Here is a 3,071-nt window from a genome sequence, read left to right as displayed (position 1 = left end):
GTATCCTACAAGAACATTGAAAATTGAATAACTATATCAAAGAAAGTAACAAGAAATAAACCGAAACGCTGAACGCATAATGAGTTTACTTAATTCAGGTAGAGTTAAGAAAAGAGGTTAAGTTAGTAAGGGCGCACGGTGGATGCCTTGGCACTAGGAGCCGATGAAGGACGTGACAAACGACGAAATGCTTTGGGTAGCTGTAAGTAAGCGAAGATCCAGAGATGTCCGAATGGGGGAACCCACTAGCTGATGGCTAGTATCTTATTTTGTTAAGAGATAAGAGGGAAGACGCAGTGAACTGAAACATCTAAGTAGCTGCAGGAAGAGAAAGCAAAAGCGATTGCCTGAGTAGCGGCGAGCGAAACGGCAGGAGGGCAAACCGAGTGGTTTACCACTCGGGGTTGTAGGACTGCGATATGGAGAATTAGATTATAGAAGAATGACATGGGAAGGTCAGCCAAAGAGAGTGAGAGCCTCGTATTTAAAATAGTCTATGAACCTAGCAGTATCCTGAGTACGGCGGGACACGAGGAATCCCGTCGGAATCTGGGAGGACCATCTCCCAACCCTAAATACTCCCTAGTGACCGATAGTGAACCAGTACCGTGAGGGAAAGGTGAAAAGCACCCCGGGAGGGGAGTGAAATAGAACCTGAAACCGTGTGCCTACAAGAAGTTCGAGCCCGTTAATGGGTGAGAGCGTGCCTTTTGTAGAATGAACCGGCGAGTTACGATCACATGCGAGGTTAAGTTGAAGAGACGGAGCCGTAGGGAAACCGAGTCTGAATAGGGCGGTATAGTATGTGGTCGTAGACCCGAAACCATGTGACCTACCCATGAGCAGGTTGAAGGTGAGGTAAAACTCACTGGAGGACCGAACCAGGGCACGTTGAAAAGTGCTTGGATGACTTGTGGGTAGCGGAGAAATTCCAAACGAACTTGGAGATAGCTGGTTCTCTCCGAAATAGCTTTAGGGCTAGCGTCGACATTAAGAATCTTGGAGGTAGAGCACTGTTTGGGTGAGGGGTCCATCTCGGATTACCAATCTCAGATAAACTCCGAATGCCAATGATTTATGGTCGGCAGTCAGACTGCGAGTGCTAAGATCCGTAGTCGAAAGGGAAACAGCCCAGACCACCAGCTAAGGTCCCAAAATAATTGTTAAGTGGAAAAGGATGTGGGGTTGCACAGACAACTAGGATGTTAGCTTAGAAGCAGCTATTCATTCAAAGAGTGCGTAATAGCTCACTAGTCGAGTGACCCTGCGCCGAAAATGTACCGGGGCTAAAACAATTTACCGAAGCTGTGGATCCTTTTAAGGATGGTAGGAGAGCGTTCTATGTGTGGAGAAGGTATACCGTGAGGAGTACTGGAACGCATAGAAGTGAGAATGCCGGTATGAGTAGCGCAAGATGGGTGAGAATCCCATCCACCGTAAGACTAAGGTTTCCAGGGGAAGGCTCGTCCGCCCTGGGTTAGTCGGGACCTAAGGAGAGACCGAAAGGTGTATTCGATGGACAACAGGTTGATATTCCTGTACTAGTATATAGAGTGATGGAGTGACGCAGAAGGCTAAGGGAAGCCAGTGAATGGATTCTGGTCTAAACAGTGAGGTGTGGTAAGAGTTAAATGCTTTTACCTGTAACATTGAGCTGTGATGGGGAGCTAGCTAAGGCTAGCGAGTCCCTGATGTCAGGCTGCCGAGAAAAGCTTCTAGCGCTAATCTATATACTACCCGTACCGCAAACCGACACAGGTAGTCGAGGCGAGTAGCCTCAGGTGATCGAGAGAACTCTCGTTAAGGAACTCGGCAAAATGGCCCCGTAACTTCGGGAGAAGGGGCGCTCAGTATAACTGAGCCGCAGTGAAAAGGCCCAAGCAACTGTTTATCAAAAACACAGCTCTCTGCTAAATCGTAAGATGATGTATAGGGGGTGACGCCTGCCCGGTGCTGGAAGGTTAAGAGGAGTGCTTAGACGTAAGTCGAAGGTATGAATTGAAGCCCCAGTAAACGGCGGCCGTAACTATAACGGTCCTAAGGTAGCGAAATTCCTTGTCGGGTAAGTTCCGACCCGCACGAAAGGCGTAATGATTTGGGCACTGTCTCAACGAGAGACTCGGTGAAATTTTAGTACCTGTGAAGATGCAGGTTACCCGCGACAGGACGGAAAGACCCCATGGAGCTTTACTGCAGTTTGATATTGAGTATCTGTGCCACATGTACAGGATAGGTAGGAGCCAAAGAAGGTGGGACGCCAGTTTCACCGGAGGCGTTGTTGGGATACTACCCTTGTTGTATGGCTACTCTAACCCAGATAGGTAATCCCTATCGGAGACAGTGTCTGACGGGCAGTTTGACTGGGGCGGTCGCCTCCTAAAAGGTAACGGAGGCGCCCAAAGGTTCCCTCAGACTGGTTGGAAATCAGTCGCAGAGTGTAAAGGTATAAGGGAGCTTGACTGCGAGAGCTACAACTCGAGCAGGGACGAAAGTCGGGCTTAGTGATCCGGTGGTTCCGTATGGAAGGGCCATCGCTCAACGGATAAAAGCTACCCTGGGGATAACAGGCTTATCTCCCCCAAGAGTTCACATCGACGGGGAGGTTTGGCACCTCGATGTCGGCTCGTCGCATCCTGGGGCTGTAGTCGGTCCCAAGGGTTGGGCTGTTCGCCCATTAAAGCGGCACGCGAGCTGGGTTCAGAACGTCGTGAGACAGTTCGGTCCCTATCCGTCGCGGGCGTAGGAAATTTGAGAGGATCTGCTCCTAGTACGAGAGGACCAGAGTGGACTTACCGCTGGTGTACCAGTTGTCTCGCCAGAGGCACAGCTGGGTAGCTATGTAGGGAAGGGATAAACGCTGAAAGCATCTAAGTGTGAAACCCACCTCAAGATGAGATTTCCCATCAGTAATGAATAAGAGCCCTGAGAGATGATCAGGTAGATAGGTTAGGAGTGGAAGTTGTGTGAGCAATGTAGCGGACTAATACTAATAGCTCGAAGACTTATCCGAAGTCAAATGAAGAAATGACAAACTCAGAAGCGAGTTGAGGTTAGACTTGATACTTTTGGAT

Annotated in this window: 1 rRNA gene; it reads left to right on the top strand. The window is 49.2% G+C overall.

The annotated features are described in order from the left end of the window. The first annotated feature begins 115 nt into the window (after window positions 1–115). Window positions 116–3,010: ribosomal RNA gene (locus tag E4T71_RS08300) — 23S ribosomal RNA — on the top strand. The last annotated feature ends 61 nt before the right edge of the window (window positions 3,011–3,071 follow it).

It is taken from the genome of Streptococcus sp. WM07 (assembly GCF_004570525.1).
GTDB lineage: Bacteria > Bacillota > Bacilli > Lactobacillales > Streptococcaceae > Streptococcus.
Note: the sequence above shows the minus strand (reverse complement) of the source record. Positions and strands in the feature narration are given on the sequence as shown.